The 19,776-nt window shown below is 32.5% G+C and carries 17 protein-coding genes and 2 pseudogenes; 16 read left to right on the top strand and 3 right to left on the bottom strand.

Features of this window, described 5'->3' with window-relative positions; all coding sequences use genetic code 11:
- The first annotated feature begins 7 nt into the window (after positions 1 to 7).
- The 6 genes and pseudogenes from ACQV2R_RS03350 (at position 8) to ACQV2R_RS03375 (ending at position 4,843) form a co-directional block, all read left to right on the top strand.
- Entirely contained in the window at positions 8 to 1,378 is a 1,371-nt protein-coding gene (locus ACQV2R_RS03350; protein ID WP_428874239.1) for an aldehyde dehydrogenase, read from the top strand.
- Positions 1,379 to 1,935: 557 nt separating this feature from the next.
- Positions 1,936 to 2,439, top strand: a complete 504-nt coding sequence (locus ACQV2R_RS03355) for a GNAT family N-acetyltransferase (protein ID WP_428876315.1) — start codon at positions 1,936 to 1,938, stop codon at positions 2,437 to 2,439.
- Positions 2,440 to 2,560: 121 nt separating this feature from the next.
- Positions 2,561 to 3,040 carry a cupin domain-containing protein gene (locus tag ACQV2R_RS03360; protein ID WP_428884853.1) on the top strand — a complete coding sequence of 160 codons (480 nt, stop codon included), beginning with the start codon at positions 2,561 to 2,563 and terminating at the stop codon, positions 3,038 to 3,040.
- Positions 3,041 to 3,448: 408 nt separating this feature from the next.
- Positions 3,449 to 3,829, top strand: coding sequence for a helix-turn-helix domain-containing protein (locus ACQV2R_RS03365; protein WP_428874236.1), 381 nt, complete (start codon positions 3,449 to 3,451; stop codon positions 3,827 to 3,829).
- 260 nt (positions 3,830 to 4,089) lie between these two features.
- A pseudogene (locus ACQV2R_RS03370) lies at positions 4,090 to 4,236 on the top strand (transposase); the annotation flags it as partial.
- Positions 4,237 to 4,621: 385 nt separating this feature from the next.
- Positions 4,622 to 4,843 (top strand): hypothetical protein, encoded by a 222-nt coding sequence (locus ACQV2R_RS03375; RefSeq protein ID WP_428891821.1) that lies wholly within the window; start codon positions 4,622 to 4,624, stop codon positions 4,841 to 4,843.
- Positions 4,844 to 5,679: 836 nt separating this feature from the next.
- Here the strand turns inward: ACQV2R_RS03375 and ACQV2R_RS03380 are convergent.
- Positions 5,680 to 6,909: an MFS transporter gene (locus tag ACQV2R_RS03380; protein WP_428874234.1), complete on the bottom strand. Its 1,230-nt coding sequence runs from the start codon at positions 6,907 to 6,909 to the stop codon at positions 5,680 to 5,682.
- 37 nt (positions 6,910 to 6,946) lie between these two features.
- Positions 6,947 to 9,319 carry a ThiF family adenylyltransferase gene (locus ACQV2R_RS03385; RefSeq protein WP_428891822.1) on the bottom strand — a complete coding sequence of 791 codons (2,373 nt, stop codon included), beginning with the start codon at positions 9,317 to 9,319 and terminating at the stop codon, positions 6,947 to 6,949.
- 1,248 nt (positions 9,320 to 10,567) lie between these two features.
- Between ACQV2R_RS03385 and ACQV2R_RS03390 the strand changes: the two genes are divergently transcribed.
- Both ACQV2R_RS03390 and ACQV2R_RS03395 read left to right on the top strand, forming a co-directional pair.
- Positions 10,568 to 11,899, top strand: coding sequence for a sodium-dependent transporter (locus ACQV2R_RS03390; RefSeq protein WP_428891823.1), 1,332 nt, complete (start codon positions 10,568 to 10,570; stop codon positions 11,897 to 11,899).
- A 478-nt stretch (positions 11,900 to 12,377) separates the two neighbouring features.
- Entirely contained in the window at positions 12,378 to 12,701 is a 324-nt protein-coding gene (locus tag ACQV2R_RS03395; RefSeq protein WP_428875511.1) for a hypothetical protein, read from the top strand.
- Between the two features lie 32 nt (positions 12,702 to 12,733).
- On the opposite strand, the pseudogene ACQV2R_RS03400 reads toward ACQV2R_RS03395, so the two are convergent.
- Positions 12,734 to 12,970: pseudogene (locus tag ACQV2R_RS03400) on the bottom strand (transposase); the annotation flags it as partial.
- A gap of 153 nt (positions 12,971 to 13,123) precedes the next feature.
- On the opposite strand from ACQV2R_RS03400, the gene ACQV2R_RS03405 reads away from it, so the two are divergent.
- The 8 genes from ACQV2R_RS03405 (at position 13,124) to ACQV2R_RS03440 (ending at position 19,658) form a co-directional block, all read left to right on the top strand.
- Positions 13,124 to 13,441, top strand: coding sequence for a hypothetical protein (locus tag ACQV2R_RS03405; RefSeq protein ID WP_428876320.1), 318 nt, complete (start codon positions 13,124 to 13,126; stop codon positions 13,439 to 13,441).
- A gap of 57 nt (positions 13,442 to 13,498) precedes the next feature.
- Positions 13,499 to 13,798, top strand: a complete 300-nt coding sequence (locus ACQV2R_RS03410) for a type II toxin-antitoxin system RelB/DinJ family antitoxin (protein ID WP_428876321.1) — start codon at positions 13,499 to 13,501, stop codon at positions 13,796 to 13,798.
- Positions 13,795 to 14,109, top strand: coding sequence for a type II toxin-antitoxin system RelE/ParE family toxin (locus ACQV2R_RS03415; RefSeq protein ID WP_428891824.1), 315 nt, complete (start codon positions 13,795 to 13,797; stop codon positions 14,107 to 14,109). Before ACQV2R_RS03410 ends, ACQV2R_RS03415 begins: the two co-directional genes overlap by 4 nt.
- Before the next feature lie 297 nt (positions 14,110 to 14,406).
- Positions 14,407 to 15,468, top strand: a complete 1,062-nt coding sequence (locus ACQV2R_RS03420) for an extracellular solute-binding protein (protein WP_428876323.1) — start codon at positions 14,407 to 14,409, stop codon at positions 15,466 to 15,468.
- Between the two features lie 77 nt (positions 15,469 to 15,545).
- Complete coding sequence (locus ACQV2R_RS03425) at positions 15,546 to 16,568, top strand: ABC transporter ATP-binding protein (protein ID WP_428891825.1); 1,023 nt, start codon at positions 15,546 to 15,548, stop codon at positions 16,566 to 16,568.
- A complete protein-coding gene (locus tag ACQV2R_RS03430) occupies positions 16,568 to 18,283 on the top strand; it encodes an ABC transporter permease (RefSeq protein WP_428891826.1) in 1,716 nt (571 codons plus the stop codon). The genes ACQV2R_RS03425 and ACQV2R_RS03430 overlap by 1 nt, the downstream gene beginning before the upstream one ends.
- A 254-nt stretch (positions 18,284 to 18,537) precedes the next feature.
- Positions 18,538 to 18,768, top strand: coding sequence for a PF20097 family protein (locus ACQV2R_RS03435; protein WP_428874374.1), 231 nt, complete (start codon positions 18,538 to 18,540; stop codon positions 18,766 to 18,768).
- Between the two features lie 428 nt (positions 18,769 to 19,196).
- Positions 19,197 to 19,658 (top strand): Dps family protein, encoded by a 462-nt coding sequence (locus ACQV2R_RS03440; protein WP_428874373.1) that lies wholly within the window; start codon positions 19,197 to 19,199, stop codon positions 19,656 to 19,658.
- The last annotated feature ends 118 nt before the right edge of the window (positions 19,659 to 19,776 follow it).

Consider the following 19,776-nt stretch of genomic DNA (forward strand, 5'->3'; position numbering starts at 1 on the left):
GATAAAAATGGAAGAGACAAGTGGTGTATTAGAAAAACAAAAAGAATATTTTGCAAGTGGAGAGACCAAAGCAATTGATTTTCGAATTGCTAAGCTGAAAAAATTGTATCAAGCGATTGAAGACTATGAGCTTGAAATATTAGAAGCCTTAAGAAGTGATTTAAATAAAGCAGGATTTGAAGGCTATGTTAGTGAGATTGGATTGGTTTTAGAAGAGATCACTTATATGTTAAAAAACATGAAGAGATTACTCAAACCTAAGCGTGTACGAACACCAATCTCTCAGTTTCCATCAGTCAGTCGTGTCTATAAAGAGCCTTATGGGCAGGTGTTGATTATTGCCCCTTGGAATTATCCATTTTTGCTGACTTTATCGCCACTTGTTGGTGCCTTAGCGGCCGGAAATACTGCTGTTATCAAACCCTCTGAATTTGCACCGGCTACGTCTGCTATTATTAAAAAAATGATCGCAGATACCTTTGATCCGGCTTATGTGACGGTGGTGGAAGGGGCTGTTGAAGTTAATCAGTCTTTGTTAAGTAAAGATTTTGACTTAATTTTTTTCACAGGAAGCAAACAGGTGGGGAAAATTGTAATGGAAAAAGCAGCTCAGCATTTGACACCAGTCGTCTTAGAATTAGGTGGGAAAAGTCCAGCCATTGTTGACAAATCAGCCGATATAAAAATAGCTGCTAAGCGAATTGCTTGGGGCAAAGCTTTAAATGCAGGACAAACCTGTGTGGCTCCAGATTATTTACTTGTTCAAGAAGATGTGAAAGAAAAACTAACAGAGGAATTAATGAAGACTCTGGAAGGTTTTTTTGGCAAGCACGCAGAAACCAATCCTGAATATCCCAAAATAATCAGTGATAGGCATTATCAGCGATTACTTAATCTGCTAGAGACAGGCAAAGTGATTTACGGGGGTCAAAAAAATGATGAAACACACCAAATAAATATCACATTAATGGAGGATGTTTCTTGGAAAGATCCAATTATGCAAGAAGAGATATTTGGTCCGATATTACCCATAATCACCTATAAGACTATAGATGAAGCGATGGATCATATTAAGGCACGTCCAAAGCCTTTAGCTTTGTATTTATTTACAAAAGAGAAAGATATTGAGCGAAAGGTTTTAACGGAGGTTTCCTTCGGAGGGGGAGCAATAAATGAGACAGTAACCCACCTAGCGACTCCTTATATGGGCTTTGGTGGAGTGGGAGAAAGCGGAATGGGCAGCTATAATGGCAAAAACAGCATTGACACCTTTTCTCATAGTAAAAGCATCTTGAAAAAAAGTAATTGGCTTGATCTTCCTTTCCGTTATCCACCTTATAAGACAAGTATAAAATGGATCAAAAAGATTATGAAATGAGATGTTTTTTAGCTAGCAATAAGCAGTTGACTAGCAAGTAAATGTTCAGCATACTTTAAGTTTTATTTAAAGAGAAACTAGTATAAGAAATCGATAAAATTAATAATATAAAGATCTTTATAGGAGAGATGCCCCCAAAGTTAGAGCTATCAAACTCACTTTTGGGGGGTTATATTAGAGTAGCTGATTATTTTAATAGCAATAAATTAAATGCAAGTAGCCTTTTAAGGAAGTATAAAGACCTAGCATTGAATGGGCTCACTAAAAAAACTATAGCTCTTCATGAGTGGAACCTAAGACTAAAACAGCTCGATCAGGACAGTGTTTTTATTTGCTAACTTAAAATAGATGTTGACTAAGTAAAGTATAAACTAATAGCTATGACAAAGTTTTTTAACTTCTAGAAGATTGCCTAAAGATTTAGCTTATGGAAATCACTATTTTTATTTAAGGAAGAATTTGTTTTATGGTTTGATAGCCTATGAAAAGTTTTGTAAACTTTGCTATGCTTGTAATAATACGAAAAAAATAGTTACGAAATTGACGGAGGATTTATAGTGGAAAATTTTACTGCAATCTGGAATATCTATGAAAGCTCTTTTCCTGAAGATGAAAAAAGAAGTTTAAACTTACAATTAGAAATATTGAAAAATCCTAATTATCAAATGAAAGCCTTAAAAGATGACGGTAGAGTAGTAGGTTTTATATCTTTTTGGGACATTGGAGAATATGTATTTATTGAACATTTTGCCATAGATGACAGTTTCCGAGGTAGAAATTATGGCAGTAAATTTTTGAATACTTTCTTAAATGAAGCTGATAAAAAAATAGTCTTAGAGGTAGAAAAGCCTGAAGACAATATCACTAAACGAAGAATAAATTTTTATCAGCGTTTAGATTTTAAGTTGAATGCTTATGACTACACGCAACCTCCATTAGAAGAAGGGAAAAATGCGATTCCGCTTTTATTGATGACTTATCCAGAAGCAATGGATCAAGAGCAATTCAATAAGGTTAAAGAAGCTTTGTATCGGGTCGTTTATTCGAATGAGATTAAGTAATCCGGTAAGATGCTAGCAAAATCGAGAAAGTTTACTAATTACAAGGCTGCTTAAAGTGGATAAGAATTTTAGACCCTTACACTCCCTATGCTAAAATAGTATAAAATGTTAGGAGATTATTATGAATCAATCAATGGAAGAATGGATAAAAGCTTTGGATATGGAAGCTCATCCGGAAGGTGGCTATTATTGCGAAGTTGAAAGATCACAAGACAAACTAAAAATAAATGGGAAAGAACGTTCTCTGTTCACTAGTATCTATTTTCTATTGGAAAAAGAAAACCCCTCACATTTTCATCGTTTAACTGCTGATGAAATATGGTACTATCATTACGGACAGCCATTGACCGTGCATATGATTTCTCCAGACGGCGATTATACAAATGTTACTTTAGGATTAGATGTTGCGCAAGGTCAAGTACTACAATATCGTGTTCCTAAAGGAACAATCTTTGGCTCAACCGTTGAAGATGGGTTTTCGCTCGTATCGTGTATGGTTTCACCAGGATTTGAGTTTGAGGATTTTGAGTTGTTTCGTTACCATGAACTCATCGAACAGTACCCAGAGTATGAAGAAATGATCCAATTATTGAGTAAATAATGAAAGGGGGAGAAACTTAGCGTTTCTTCCCCTTTTTTAATACCATTCTTTTTTATTTGAATTAGCTTTTTGAAATAAAAATTAGGCTTTCTATCTTTTGAGTACTTTCAAAAATTAGAGTTACATGACGGATTCTTGGTATCATTTCACGGGTGGTAGTTTTATGTATAGAATAATTTTCGTATAATTATTTTTAAGAAAAGAGGAAAGGAGTTCGTATTTTATCACAGGCTCCTTCTTAGCTAAAAACAACTTCCAAGAAATGCTGATATACTGAAGAGTTATACTATATCTTAATAAGTATAAGGACTTGTTACTCAAAGTAACACTAAAGTTCTTGATAGTATATTTGATAATGCGAGTTTTTATGATTGACTATAACTATAAAAGATCAATAGGAGTGATAAGATGCAACTAGGCGATAAAATAAAGGAATTACGAAGAAAAAAAGAATACAGTCAGGAGGAATTGGCTGAAAAAATAAATGTTTCACGTTCAGCAGTAGCTAAGTGGGAAAGTAATAATGGCATACCGGATATTACAAATCTTAAAAAGCTTTCTGAACTTTTTGCAATGAGTGTGGATACATTAATAGACTATACAAACGAATTAGAAGATATTTCCCTTGATCAAAATAAACCAGAGCTTGATTCTTCTTATATAGGTGGTTTTTATGATATTGATTTAGTGGGTTGGAATGATGGTGTATTTAACGCTTATATTTTAAATGAAGATGAAAACTTTATTTTTTATTTGCTTAAAGACAAAACATTAAAACACACGGTCTAATAGGCAAGAAACATATAGTGGATATTAGCCAAACTTCAAAACAGTTTGAGCTAGAAAAGGAAGATCTCATTCAAAAGAGATTAGGAGATTTTTATAGAAAGCCCGTTTCAATTAAAGTCACCATGAAACGTAGTTTACTAGGTTTTGTTGATTTTAGAAATGAGGATTTTCTTAAAACCTCTATTGAGTCATCTGATCAAAAGAAGATCGTTCTAGAATTTGGAAGAGAAATATTGTTATCTGATATTTGTAAGATTGAAGAACGATTGAATCAAGAAGTACGTCGTAGAAAGAAAGTGGTACGAATCTTTCCAAATGTCGACTCAGCTAATCGATTAATTGGCTCTGTATTAATGCACATCCACGAAGAATGGATTACTTCTTCAAGGGCTTATATGAGGCTTTAATGGTGATGAACATTGTACTAAGTTATTTTACACAATATTATGGACTTGACTTTTGAAAAAAATTTATTAATTCCATTAAATCAAAAAAACCAAACGAATAAAGTTAAATTACTAAGAGAACGATGTTTTGATAGCTCTAACTTTTTAAGAGAAAACCTAAAAATTATATTTTTTTCTTAAAGTAAGGTGAAATCTATACTCAACTGGGCTTAATAAATTATATATAATGTTAGTAATGTTCTTAGTTTAAAGAGTTTGGCTAATAGAGGGGTATGATTAATTTATTGTCTCGCAATACCATGAGTATCTCCTTTCTTATCTACCCTATACGAAAGAGGTGGAGATTGGTATAGTAGAGACATTAAATAGGAGAGGAGATGAAAGAGTGAAAAATAGAAAAATTGAACTCTTTTTCAATCATGGTTCTAGTTTAACAGTCATGATGGAACTCGAATCAAGATCTGATGATGAACGTGCTCTTCGAAAAATAATGAAACTTATTATTTCTAAACAACCAGATATTATAAAAGATATCAATGGTAATCAAATTGTTGTTGATTTTTCAAAAGTTAATTATGCAAGATTCGTAAAGCAAACCCATAGGTAAACAATATTGAAATTTGAAGGCCTCATAACGGGGGCCTTTTAATTATTTAAAGAATCAAAGATATATCCACATGAATTAAACACTATTTATCTAAAAAAATTGCATAGGACAATTTTTTAATATCTTATCACTCTATACAGAGGCTTTGAGCTGCAGCTATGCGATTGAAGAAAATAACAATGAGTCTGAAGTGTCTAAGTCAGAGGGTAAGTATACGTCTGAAGGATGGTCCTTCATATCATCCAAGAGAGAGTTAATTCGATACTTGCATAATCTTTAGAGAACTTACTTAGTTTAAGTAATCCATGTATAACAAAGAAAATCCGAAATAATAATGTCGAATAAAATAGTATATAAATTACGATTATTAGTAGAACATCGGATTGATTTCAAATAAAATTAATTCGAAAAATTAGAAAGTGGAAAGGGGAATCATACTTCGAAAGAATACGAGAGTAAGAATGAGTATCCCCTAAAAAATTCAATTCTTATTACAGAATTTACTATTTTAAAAGTTTGTTAATTAGAGTAAAAATTATCAAATTCATTATTTTTAATTTTTCCTTAGTAAGACTACATTGGACAAAGAGATTTATTGTTTAAATTCAACTTAATTGCTTTAAAAGATATTATCTAAATAGTAAATCAGTCAAGCTACTGACTCAGCTCTTGATTGAATTAAATTTATAAATAACATTCATAGTTGATCTTTCACAATAAGTTGCAATCCAAATAGTGGGCGTCGCTCAAATAATACTTAAACGAACCTTCTCTTATAACAGTATTGAAATGATGATTACTATTCTGTAAGTGATTAAAGATTAATTATTCTTTAATTAATCATTCATGCTTATAGTTAGCTTTCTCAATTTTTTTTCTGATATTTTAATAAAAATAATTAAAATTAATCCAGAAAAGATAAATATTGTATATATATTAAAGTTGTCGAATAATAGTCCATATATACCCGCCCCTAAAGGAATACTCGACTCTATCATGACATCTAGCAAACTAAATAAGCGCCCCTGAATTTTTTGAGGAACTGTTTTTTGAAAATATCCTAATAAGGGTATTTTTCCTATTGATATACTGAAACCAGCGATAGTAATAAGAATGAAGGATATAATTGATAATGCCCAAAAATGGTTTGAAAAAATAAGTATGGTAAATCCTAGTAGAATAACAGATAGAGCTAATAGGAACCACGATTTTATAATTGGGTTATAGAAGGGTTTTTTAAAATTTAATTTAGGATAAATGATAGCTCCCAGCATCATTCCAACTGGTAATGTTATTTGAAAGATACCGATAAATATTGTTTTACTCTCAAAGTAAGACAATATTAAGTAGGGTAGGCCTATTGAAAGTGATCCTAAAAGTAAATTGATGCTTAACATACTTAAACTTAGTATTAGAATAAGTTTATTTTTCCAAGCATACTTTAGTACGTAGTTTAAACTATAATCGCTATCACGATCATCATAGTTTTCTTCAATTAAGGAATCATGCAGCGGTAAATTAAGTATTAGTAATACGGCAAATAGCTCAAAAAATATTTCTAAAAATATGAAGCTATCTATTTTTAGGAAAATAAAGATAGAGGATGCAATAAACGGTGCTATTAAGGCACAGATCCCATTTATTGATTCAACAATTGAATTGAATTCATCTAACTCTTCTTCCTTATTTACAATATTGACAGCACTTGTCATTAAAGTAGTGGTAAAAATTGAATCACTCACTTGAAGGATTATTGAAAGAGCGATCACCCAATATAAATTAATTTTGTCGCTAAATCCTGTTCCGAAAATAAAAAGGATTAATCCTACTATACTCAGAAATTGAGCAACGATCATCATGTTTTTTTTAGGGAAGCGATCAATATATTTACCAGATATTAAAGATGTTAAAATACTAAATATAGCACTAACCATAACTACTATTCCAAAGTCAGTTGCGCTTTTATTTTGCTGCAGTATCTTTAAGGATAGTATAAAAGATAAAGTTCCACTACCTAATTGGGTTAGTGTGAGTAGTATCGTTAGTTTAAATCTATTTTTTTTCAATATAGTACCTTCCGATCATTTATTAATATATACATTATTAAAAACTAATTTTCATTAAATCTATAATACTTTCAATTGAAAAAACATTTTCTATCCAATCATTGCTAATGATTACCCCATTAACTATATCTTTAAAAATTTTTTCTCCATACTTAATGGATACAATGGATACAATTAAATCACTGATTATAAATTCTATTGGTAAATACAAACTGTAATTAGCTAAATAGTTATAAACAAAATATTCTCTATTTTTCATTTCTACATACTCTGGATCCAAATTATCCAAAGAATCAAATACTTGTTTATATATATCAGTTGTTAGAGGTTTTTTTGAATTAGTTTCACAATCTAATCTTTCTTTAAATATGGCTAAATCTAAAATGTATAGTAAATCCCTTTCAAATTTATATCTAATTACTTCTTGCAATTTATTTAATTCAGTTGGGAATTTATCAATATTTTTAATTTTTAAAATATTAATAAATATAGATTCTGCTAAAATTTCATTTTTAATTATAGAAAGTTCTTCATAAAAATAAGATGTTTTCATTTCATCATTAGAAAAAAAATGTCCAATTTCATGAAGTAGTCTTATAACTGATTCATATGTCCCGTCAAATGTAGAATAAACTAGAGTTTTCTTTGTGTTTGTTAAATAAATACATTTTCCAACACTACCATCAGCATAATTATCAACTATAATGTCATTATTTTTATACGCATTAAGAAATTTGTCACCCAAATCATTTCTAATAGAATTTAATAAGAGATAAATAAAATCGATAGCCTTGTTCTTGCTACCAAAGTAATAACTATCTTGTCTCCTGAAATCAAAAAAATCTTTTTCTTTAATATTATTTTTATTTACTCTCTTATTATTTAATACTTGTGATTTTAGTAAAAAATACTCATCTTTAGATATATTTTTTATTTCTTTCTTCAGTTTGATAAATATTTTTTCGGATATACCTTGTATAAGATAGAAATCATTAGAAATTTTACTATCTCTTGTGTTATACACTTGAAAAAACTTATCTTTATTTTCTGAGATAAAGTTATGAATATTATGCTGAATTTTTTTTATTGAATATACACTTACTAAATCAATATCACTAAGTAAATTGTCGGAAATAGAACAATCAGATAATTGATACATATGATTTGTTATTGATTGGAAAACATCCATTTTTTTCATAAAATTCTTTGATGTATTTGAAACATTTAAAGTGTTTGAAATATTCTTATTAATATCAAATTCAAATTTTTGAGTATATTGAATTAATTCAACAAATTTAAGAAATTGAATCACATCATATTTCTTATATCCAATATTTTCATTTAGTTTAATTTTTTTTAGAGACAATTCTATTTCATTTTGAGATATTAAGTCATTTATTTTTTTTTCTAATAGTTCTAAAAAATTTTGATACTCTGACTTTATATATCTTCCATAATCTGTTAAAACATTATTTTTTTTATCAAAGCACAAAAATTTATTATCATTATCGTTATATATAATTCTGTTTAATATTTGATTAGTAATTAATCCAGAAATAATCTGTGAATCTACAATTACCCCTTTATTTAAAGAAAAAACTTTTCTTTTTTCAGATTCATAAGAATTTTCTAAAAAATAATTTTTAACTTTATTGAATTCACTTGCTATGTCCCAAACAAATAATAAATTTTGATAATAACCTGTTGTTATATAATTAATATTCATATTTTTAGAAAAATCTATCAAGTCCAATTGAAGATTTGTGCTTTTTTCATCAAAGCAATCTATAATAATATCAAACTTTTCTTCCATAAATAAATTTGATAAATTTCTAATATTTTCTATTTTACAATTCATATATTTAATTTTGGCTGTTTGTGAAATTTTTTCAAGATGATTTTTTAAAACTACACCTTTTAATTTTCCTTTATCTAATCCAGTATAAACAATTTGGGAGTCTAGGGAATGGAGCGTTATTACGTCGTCATCAATTAATATAATATTCTTAAAACCCATTTTAACTAAAGAAACTGCAACATTAGTTCCAATAGTTCCGCATCCTATAATAAGTATTCTTTTTCGGTTTACAAGATGTTTGATATCTAAGGTACTTGAATATGTTTCATAAAAGAACTCATTCCGTTTAGTCAGATTTTTTTTATCATTTATAATGATATTAGATTTAATTAACTCTTTTAAATAGTTTTCTATTCTTTCATTAGGTATATTTTTAATTATTGGAAGATCATTTTTATCACGTGGAAATTCAAACCATTTTAATATTTGAATTATTATGTCATTATTTTGAGAGTTAATAGATTTTTCAAAACCATCAAAATCTATATTTCTAACATTTTTTATAACAGATGCACCATGATGGTGTACTAGAATTTTGTTCAATCTTTTCAATCAAAATTTGTTCTTTTTCTGAATCTAATTGAATTTGTTCTTTTGAATTACTTTCATTCATCACAATTCTCCTTCCTTTTTTTGATTGTATGCTTAACTTATAAAATAACATAACAAGAAACTAACAAAATAAGAAAACGCATACAATCTATACGTTCATAATGATGTTCCCAAAGTCATTTGTCAAGTTTTTATTTAATTTTTATTTATTATGTGATTTACTCACTTAATAATATAGAATTCGCTGTCTTTACGTATTAGAACATATAGTCAAACTTGCGAATACATCTGGTCTTAAGGTTGGTTATGTGATAGCTAAACAATAATATACACAACTATCTCCGCAGATTCTGAAAACTTGTTTAAATTCTCTTGATGAAAGGTGTATTCTTAAAAATATGGTCTGAATTAAATGCTATTATAATTTCTATTGGGATGTATTCTTTAATAAAGGTATTTAAAGAAGCTGAAAAGCTCCCCTATTACCACTGAGATATATTTTCATAATTTTTTTTCAGCTATTTATTAAAGAATTTAGCATTTACTAAAGGAGCTCCGCAAGGGTAAAGATATTAAAATCTTTAGTTTATCAATATTTGAACTATTAATTGACCATAACGCTTCCTGTATTTCTGTTTCTATAACTCTAATTTAATACTTTTATTTTAATTAACATTAATTATAACTCAAATTCATTAAAGACATATTTAAAAGGGTTTCTAATTGAAAATGATATCAAGGTTCGTGCTTTTAAGTGCATTAAATCTTTTAAAATTTTTAAAAGAAAAAAATGTCATTTTTCTTCCTACGATAGAATACTTCAAGAAATAAAACTACCTAGAACTTTACATGACTAATTACATTTTCACCTAAGATATCACTTGGATAAAAAATACTCATTTGACTTTCTATCAAGCCTATTAGATAATTAGTTAAATAAAAAAAGAGAAAGGAAATCACACAAATGAAATTCAACATTCATTCATGGCAGGCTTGGCATAGTTGAGTGGTCTAACTTCTGAAGTAAGGAGGCTAGGCTCACTTTATTTTTCATGTATAAATGGAGCCTATGCCAGTGTGATTTTTAATAGATAGTTGTTTAAAAGACACTGCATAGATCAATTTAAAATTGATGACGCAGTGTCTTTTTGTGTCTTTATATTGATATGAGCTCCATTTCCGCTGAAAAATAGGGTTAAAGGATTAGCTAGTGGCATTTCTAATCAAAGGAAACGAGGAGTGAAAAAATTGAAAGACAAAAAAATAATAGGAGAAAGAGATGGTTTTCAAAGTAGGCTAGGTTTTATTCTAGCATCAGTGGGTTCAGCGGTAGGGATGGGAAATATATGGTTATTCCCTTATCGTGTCGGTCAATTTGGAGGAGCGGCTTTTTTAATCCCCTATATTCTTTTTGTGATTGTCATTGGTTTTACGGGAGTAATTGGTGAGATCGCGTTGGGAAGAGCGATGAAAGCAGGTCCTCTGGCTGCCTTTAAGAAGGCAATGGCTAAAAGAGGCAAGCCGTATGGCGAATGGCTTGGCTTAATTCCCACCATCGGGTCTTTAGGGATCGCGATTGGCTACTCGGTTGTCATTGGCTGGATTTTAAGGTTCACCTTTGGGGCAATCTCAGGTTCGATGATTCAAGCGGCAGATAGTTCCGCTTATTTTGAAAAGATTGCTGGGAATTTTGGAAGTATTGGCTGGCATCTAGCTGCACTCATCCTAACTTTTGGGATTATGCGAGTGGGCATTTCAAAGGGGATTGAAAGAATAAATAAAGTGCTCATGCCCGGATTTTTTATAATGTTCCTGCTTTTAAGTATTCGCGTGATCTTCTTACCGGGAGCAAGTCTAGGGTATGCCTATTTGTTTCAACCTGAATGGGAAGCGCTAAAAAATCCACAAACATGGGTCTATGCATTAGGCCAAGCCTTCTTCTCCTTGTCCTTAGCTGGTTCGGGAACATTGGTGTATGGGAGTTATTTAAGTGAAAAGGAAGATGTGGTTACTTCTGCGACCTATATTGCAGTAAGTGATTTAATAGCAGCTATATTGGCTGCTCTCGTTGTTATTCCATCTGTGTTTGCTTTTAATATGGACCCAACCGCGGGCCCTCCTTTGATCTTTATCACCATGCCAGCGATTTTTAAACAAATGCCAGCCGGTAACTTATTTGCCATTCTTTTCTTTATTGCAGTACTGTTTGCAGGGATTAGCTCCTTGATCAATTTATTTGAAGCTCCAATCGAAGCGCTTCAAGAAAAGTTCCATTTTTCAAGAGCAAAAGCGGTAGGAATCGTAGCGAGTATAGCGATAGCCATCGGAATATTTGTTGAAAATGGCGCTATTTTAGCAAGTTGGATGGATATTGTGAGTATCTATGTGATTCCATTAGGCGCTTTGTTGGCTGGAATTATGTTTTATTGGGTATGTGGACCGGACTTTGCTAGAAAGCAAGTACAATTGGGCTACAATAAGACTCTGGGGCCATGGTTTGAGCCAATGGGCAGATATGTCTTTGTAGGGTTGACGATTTTGATATATATTATGGGAATATTTTATGGTGGGATCGGTTAAATCGTTTAGTGCATTCAGATGGTTGCTAATATGGATAATCCTATAAATTTAAAAAAGACATAGAAGCATTAAATTTAAGCTAAACGACTATCCTTAGTCTAAGATTATTAATGTTGAGCTAACAAATTTGAGTCAATCTCTTAGTCATTTTAAGTTCAAACAAATAATCACTGTCAAAGTTTTGGGTAGCATTAAATTGTTTTGTATAAAGAAATATCAATGGATTATTTGGTATTTTGTTGAAGTAGAATAGGTAAAATAATTGCAGAATAATCAAATAGTGTTCTATTTATGAGCTGATGGCTAGGAGTCTTGTTATAATGATGATAATAGCCAATAATTAGGAGAGTGACCGGTTTTCAAGCATTCTATTTTAAAATTAAACGATTGGTTGGTGGGCTGTTAGAGTGAATATTGAATAAAATTGCTCTAATAAAGTAAAGAAGTAAAAAAATGTGAATTTGTGAAGGAGTTGGAAATGGAAAAAGTTAGAAAAATGCTGGTATATTTGATCGTAATAGCTTTTGCCTTTTATCTATTGCCATTTTTCATTAAAAATACAGGAAGTGGGATGTTGGTTTTACTATTGGCTGTCCCAATGACATGTTTTATATCATCGCTAATCTATGGAATGAAGCACTCATTTAACTGGATTTTTCCAATGCTTGTTGTCTTGCTATTTATTCCTACCCTATTTATTTTTTATAATGAGAGTGCAAGTATTTATTCTTTAATCTATGGCGTTATTTCAGTGCTTGGAAGTTTTTTGGGAAGTTTACTTTATAAGAAAAAGAAGTTTTAAAAGGAAATTCCAGTCTGTAGTTGTTAACACCCTTTTAAATCAAGTGTTCCTACACAAGTGGTAAACTCTCGCTCATAATTGCCGTTTCTTTGACTTTGACGACTTTTTAAACGTTCATACTCATCGGCTTGAATATATTCTGTTCGTTGGTTTTCCATTAACTGATTAAATACTGTCGTCAAACTATTTTTAGATACCTCCTCTTTTACCGAATAATCAATAATAATTTGAACCACTTTGCTGTGCAGTTTAAAATGTACTTGGGTCATGTAAGTCCTCGGTATGTTTTGGAGTAAAAACATTGTACCGTAAAAGGAGCTTTATATGGCTCTTTATCTTTTACACAATTATATGGACTTTATCCGAATAACTCTAATATCGATATAGGTTCTTTAAAACTCTTTGAGAATATAGCCTATGTCATGGCAAGACATGGGGATAAGACGGTAGAAGACAGTCCAGAGGAATGGTTAGATAATTTTTCTACTTTTTCTATTTATCAAATCCTACCCCAGCTAATAAAATTGTGGGGATTAAATATTAAGACGGAAAAAATACCTAAAAAAGTAAGACCAATGACCACCCCCTTATTTTTATTAAGAGCAGTGGAACGTGGTCTTTCTGTTTTTGATTTAGATTTACTCACCATTGGACTTATAACTGATATGGACACAGAAAAAACTAACGATGAGTGGAAAGATAAGCAAGTAGTTACACAGGAGGACTTTGATAAACTTTAAATGTATAGACATAGTGTTGACGTATTTGATATAATTAAGCAAAAGGAGGAGTCAATTATGGCTAAGTCAGCAAACCTAAATATAAGGATGAAACCGGAAATTAAAGAAAGGGCGGAGGAGATACTGAAATCCTTGGGCATACCTCCATCAAATGCAGTGGATATGTTTTATAGGCAGATTATTCTTAATAAAGGCTTACCTTTTGATGTAAAATTACCGGATGCAAAACTTGTTGATATTTTTGACATCTCAAGGGATGAATTAAACAAGATGCTAATGGAAGGGATAAATGATTTAAAAGATGGGAAATATGAAAATGTGGATGAGGCTTTTAAATCAATTTATGATCAATTATGAGCAAATATACTATTGTAGTATCATCTAGAGCCAAAAAAGACATCATTAAAATATATGAGTATATTTCTGCAAACTTGAATTCTGATTTATCCGCATTAAAGTTAATAAAGAAAATAGAAGAGTCTATAAGAGGGCTTGATGAAATGCCTGAAAGATTTAGAAGGTATAGAGATGAAGACTTAGATAAAGAGAATATAAGCATTTGTCCCGTAAAAAACTATCTTATTTTCTACCGAGTAAATAATGGAGAAAAGTTAGTAGAAATAATCCGTGTTCTGTATTCAAGAAGAAATTACGAAGATATTTTATAAAGCACCTATCAAAAAGGGAGGTGCTTTTTTGATGCCTAAAATTAAGGAGATGATATATTGGCAAATAGAATAAAGAAAATAACGGTAGAAATCGGTGGCGATACGACCAAATTACAGGCTGCATTAAAATAAGTAAATATCTTTAACGATATGAATCCATCAACGTTGGTAAGTGTTTAAATTAATAATAAATACTTGAATCAGCTTTTGAAAGGAGAGTAACTTTGTCACAACAATTGACTTTAATAGAGTGGGTTGGTAATCTTAGTTTGAAAAAAATAATGAGGGGCTTAATCAATGAATAAAAAATTTTTAATAGCATCAATGGCCGTTTTATCTGCATCCGTTTTTACTAGCACTGGACTTGCTAAAGGAATGGCACAAGACGAAAAGCGTACAGTAACGATTTATTCCAATACTTATTATGACGATGCGCGTACGGCTCGGCTTGTCGAATTAGCTGAAGCTGAAGGCTTTTACTTGGAAATGGTAACCGCTCCGGGGGGAGATACTTACAATCGGCTGCTGGCTGAGGCAAACGATCCACAAGCGGATGTGATTATTGGGATGGATGAAGCCAACTGGTTAAATGTACAAGAGCAAGTTGATTTACATGCTTTTGAACCAGTTTGGGCCGAAAACGTACCCGAAGAAATTATCATCGGCAAGGGTGAATTTTATCCTTTTGCTGAAGCGTATATTTTTGGGATGTACAATCCTGAATTTATAAACCAAGAAGATGCTGTAAAAACATTGGAAGCGTTAGGCCAAGAAGAGGCGTTGAAGAATAAGTACCGTATTCCGTCGGATTTAGCAGGTTCAACCAACCAAAAAATTATTCTTTCCATGCTAATGCAATACCGCGACGATGAAGGAGAACTTGGAATTTCTGAAGAAGGGTGGCAAAAAGTTGCGACTTATATCAATAATGGCTACCAAGCACGTGAAGGGGAAGACCAATGGGTGCTTTTCCAAGAAGGCACAACCCCTTATAACTACTATCATATTTCAGGGACTGCGCTTGCCTTAGAAGAGTACGATGGCTTAGCATTAGAGCCAATCGTTCCAACATACGGTATTTTTTCCATGACTGAACAAATCGGGATTTTAGATAAGGGAGAAGAGTATGATTATTCAGCGGCTGAAGATTTCGTAAACTGGTACGGCTCTGATGAAGTGCAAAAAGTTTTTGCTGAAGAATTTGGCTTCTTACCGGTGACGGAAGGTGGCCAAGAAGTGCTTTCCGAACCCCTAAAAGCATTATTAGATAAAATGGTCCGTATGGATGTTGACTGGGATTTCTACCGTCAGAATGTAGATAGTTGGGTAGAAAAATTAGAACTGGAATATATGCCATAAGATCATTCACGCCAAGTCCTCATCCTCATTTCGAGGCTGAGGCTTTTTGTTTTCTTATTCAATAAAGGAGTGGGCTTATGCTTAAATTAGAATCAATCGAAATTCGTTATGGAGACTTTGTCGCGGTCAAGGGTGTTAATTTATCAATAAATAAAGGAGAATTTTTTACTTTATTGGGTCCTTCCGGTTGTGGAAAAACAACCACCCTTCGCGCCATTGCAGGCTTAACATTACCGAGTCATGGTAAAATTTTATTAAATGAACAAGACATAAGCTATCAACCAGCTGAAAAAAGAAATATCGGCATGGTGTTTCAATCCTACGCTTTATTTCCGACGATGACTGTCTTTGATAACATTGCTTATGGTTTAAAAGTAGCGAAGGTGAATCGTGAAGAAATTAAACAAAGAGTAGCCGAACAAGCGCAATTAGTCGACCTCGACACCACCCTTTTAACTAAAAATGTTTCCCAGTTATCAGGTGGACAGCAACAGCGTGTGGCGATAGCAAGAACGTTAGTTACTGAACCGGATTTAATTTTATTTGATGAACCCTTATCCAATTTGGATGCAAAATTACGCGAACAGTTGAGAGGGGAGCTGAAAGCTATCCAAGCGCGTACAAATCTTACAGCTGTTTATGTTACGCACGATCAACGCGAAGCTTTAGAATTATCAGACCGAATAGCTGTTTTTAATAAGGGGGAAATTCAGCAAGTGGGAACGCCAAGTGAAATTTATAATCGGTCAGAAACAGAATTTGTCTGTAATTTTGTCGGAGATGTCAATTTTCTTTCAGAAAATTTAGTAGAATGGCTGAACCGTCAAAGCGATTTCAAATTCGATCGATCGAAGCGTCATTATATTCGTCCAGAGAACTTGCATGTGCACAGATATCCTTCTGATAGTTTAAGTTTTACGACGACCCTTACGAATAAAATCTTTCAAGGAGATGTTATTCTATACGAAGTTGAAGCGGGACCGTCAACACTTCGTTTTATGACGCTCAACCAAACATTGAACACCTTTCAGCCTGGCAATTCTGTGACCCTATCTTTAGATACAGCAAGCATTTTATCCTATGAAAAAGGTGAGAGCTAATGCCAAAAATATCTAATAAAAAGGTGACTCATTTATTCTTCTATACTTTTATCATTTGGCTAGTTATTACCTTTATTATCTATCCGATTAGTGTTGTTTTCACCAATAGTTTACTAGTGGGTGGCAACCTTGATTTTTCTTCAATTGAGAAAGTGTTAACGTCCAAACGCGCCATGCAATCGATAAAAAATTCCTTTGTTTTAGCTGTTTCTTTGGCTGTATCAGTGAATTTCTTAGGCGTGTTTTTAGTTCTAGTCACGGATTATTTTGAGATAAGCGGGGCAAGATTCTTGAAGATGGGCTACATGACCACCCTGTTAATGGGTGGAATTGTCATGAACTTTGGCTATCTACTTGTTTATGGAAAGAATGGGTTTTTGACCAAGTTATTAATGGAGGTCTTGCCCAATTTAGATCCTTATTGGTTTGAAGGATTTGGAGCTGTTTTCTTTGTAATGACTTTCGGCACCACTCATATTTATATGCTTTTCTTATCGTCCGCTATCCGATCGGTTGATTTTAACTTGATTGAAGCAGCCAAGTTGATGGGATCAAGCCCTAGTTATATTTTGAAAACGGTTGTTTTACCAACACTTAAGCCGGTAATTATAACGCTGACTATTATGACCTTCCAAACAGGCTTGGCAGCTTTTTCGGCGCCAGTTATGGTAGGAGGGAAGACGTTTCAGACGATTAGTCCATTAATTTTAACCTTTGCTAATCGGCCTGCTTCTAGGGACTTAGCGTCCATTCTATCGATCTTTCTAGGCTTCACCCAAATTTTTTTACTATATAGTATGACTCGTAACGAACACCGCCTGCGTTACTTATCTCTGTCAAAGACGCAAGCTCGTTTGCAAAAGCAAAAAATTCAGTCGTCTATCTGGAATGCAGTAATTCATGTGCTAGCTTATCTTATATTGATAATTTATTCCTTACCGCTCGTGGCTTTAATCATCGCTTCTTTTTCAAAGTCTCAAGCCCTACGATCTGCTAATCTTTCATTCAGTCAGTTAACTTTAGATAATTATGTCAAGGTTTTTTCACTGAGTGACAACCTTCAACCCATTGTGACCTCCATTTTTTATTCATTAATTGCTGCACTGGCAGCCGTTTTTCTAATGGCTATTGTTGCTCGCAAAGTTCACCGTGGGCAGCTAAAATTTTTCACGCCTCTTTTAGAATACGTCTTTTATATTCCTTGGTTGATTCCAGGGTTACTGTTGGTAGTGGGGTATCTGATGGCTTATGATCGGCCTTCCTTTTTATTAGGAGGACACTCAGTAATCGGATCTTGGTGGATTTTACCCATAACTTATATGGTAGTTTCCCTTCCTAATTCCTTGAGGTATTTGAAGGCAGCTTATTATGGATTGGATAATCAGTTAGAAGATGCTTCGGTCCTATTAGGAGCTTCATCAGGGTACACCTTTAGAAAGATTGTGTTACCAGTTATCCTACCGACTATCCTAGCACTTATAGCCATTCATTTTAATCGGCTAGTCGATGATTTTGATCTCTCAGTTTTTTTATATCAACCCTCCCAGCCTACTTTAGGTATTGTGATCCGTCGGAATGCGAACGCAGATACTAACAGTGACGCTCAAGCAATTAATGCGGTATATTCCGTCTTTTTAATGGGGATAAAGGGTCTCGCGCTGTATTTCATATATGGTCGGGGAAATCGCTTAGCTGAGGAAAGAAGAGGGAAATGAACCCTAAGGAATCGTCTGTTATTAAAATAAAAAAAATAAGTAAAATAAAAACGCCACCTTCAAAAGAAAGCCCCTTTACAAATAAAAATAACCATTCTTTCTTTGTGAAGAGAGTGGAGAAATAAACGCAGTACAACTTATTCCATAGTGGTATAAACTGCATCACTTGAACCGTTAAAAGTAAAACGGTTATAATTTCTCTAACCGATAAGTTTGTGATAGTCGGTGCATTAAATTTTAAAGGAGATGATTGTATGAATTGTCCTCAATGTGGTAACGAAATGTTAAAAGGGAGTTTATTAGGAGATCGCTATGCGATTAAGTGGCAGCCCGACGATAAAAAATTAGTCGGTGGTATATTTGCTAGCGGAGGATTCGCTTTAAAGAGTAATGGTTCTTTCTTAAGTCGCCCTAAAGCAGAGGCTTTTGTTTGTGAAAACTGTGAATTATTAACCGTCGATCTAAAAACGCAACGTAAAAAATAATAAGCTCTTAAAATAGCTGGAAAGGCTTGAATTTTCAAGTCTTTTTTTTTAATCAGGGGAAAAATGTTTTAAGACCTCTTGTTAAATTCGCTTGCTTTCTTATTAGTTATTTTATTCGTGTACTTTCGTGAATCGATTCTTATTCATCGCTGACAGGGTTCGCGAGTGAGCAATTGTTCAATGGAACGTTTCAAGAGGTGTTTTCTTTTACTAATTCATGTGGTAGATAGTTCTTGTTGCTGGCTAATCAGTGTCGGATAATAGCTGTTTTAATTAAAAGGATGAAGGGAAACCGAAGTGATTAATTTTTAAGTATGGTTGAAGATAAGCATAATAATTAACTATTGAGGAGGAACATGCTATGCTAAAGATATAAAGCAATGGTGAGAAAAACCTTGCTTTAAAAGCAAAAAATAGGAGGAAATCGTATGGAGAAAAAGGTGTTTGATCTATTAAATAAAGTGGTTGCTACACAAGGTGTTTTCTATACTCGGCTGCATCAATTTCATTGGTATGTAAGCGGAACACGTTTTTTCACACTGCATGAAAAGTTTGAAGAATTGTATGATCAGGTGACAGCTGATATGGATGAGGTTGCTGAACGTTTATTAGCTATTGGTGGTCAGCCATATGCCACTTTAACAGAATTTATTGAACATTCTGTTATTAAAGAAAGTACTAGTGATCAAGCATTATCACAAGATCAAATGGTAGAAGCGATTGTCAACGATTATAGAACATTAATTGCTTTGTATGATGAAGGTATTCACTTAACCGATGAAGCAGAAGACTTTCCATCAAATGATATGCTCATTGCTTTAAAATCCGAGGCTGAAAAAACAATTTGGATGTTAAATGCTTACTTAGATAAAAGTGCTAATGAAAAATAGTCATAACATCTCCCTCCGTTATAAGAGGGAGTTTTTTTGTTCAGTGAATTCTTTTTAAGAAGATTGTTTAAGTTTATTGGCGTATTTTTCTATTTAAAGCTTAATAAAAGATTTAAAA

Source organism: Facklamia sp. P12937, assembly GCF_050409505.1.
Taxonomy (GTDB): Bacteria; Bacillota; Bacilli; order Lactobacillales; family Aerococcaceae; genus Facklamia.